Below are 567 nucleotides of genomic sequence, written 5' to 3'. Positions count from 1 at the left end.
TCACGAACGGAATTGGCAGGGCTACTTCATCCCCGCTATGTCCGTCTTGAGGAACCGGGTCGGCGCTCGAACGCATGCCGAACTGCGTGATGCCGAGAACGACCTCGTTGAGGCCCGGGTGATCGAACTCCGCGAGGATCCCAATCTGCTGGGCGACCGCACAGATCTCGCATACCTGCGGGCGATTCACCGCCAGCTGTTCCAGGACATTTACGTCTGGGCGGGAGATCTGCGGACAGTCGGCATCGAGAAGGAGGACGAGTCTTTCTGCGCGCCGGGCGGCATCAGTCGGCCCATGGAGCATGTGGCTGCGGAGATCTACCAGCTCGACCGGCTCAGAGCGGTCGGCGAAGGTGATCTCGCTGGCCAGGTCGCATACCGGTACGACTACGTGAACTATGCCCACCCGTTCCGCGAGGGCAACGGCCGCTCGACCCGCGAGTTCTTCGATCTCCTGTTGTCCGAACGCGGTTCTGGCCTCGACTGGGGGAAGACCGACCTGGAAGAGTTGCACGGCGCTTGTCACGTGGCGCGCGCCAACTCTGATCTCACGGGCCTGGTCGCGAT

The 567-nt window shown here is 63.3% G+C and carries 1 protein-coding gene; it reads left to right on the top strand.

Translation table 11 applies throughout. The features are described 5' to 3' along the window. A partial coding sequence (locus AO501_RS18750) for a Fic/DOC family protein (protein ID WP_156452670.1) occupies positions 1-567 on the top strand: 567 nt, incomplete at both ends.

Origin of the sequence: Mycobacterium gordonae (genome assembly GCF_001417955.2) — a bacterium.
In the GTDB taxonomy this organism is placed as follows: domain Bacteria; phylum Actinomycetota; class Actinomycetes; order Mycobacteriales; family Mycobacteriaceae; genus Mycobacterium; species Mycobacterium gordonae_B.
The sequence above is the reverse complement of the archived record's forward strand: the minus strand, read 5'-3'. Positions and strand labels throughout refer to the sequence as shown.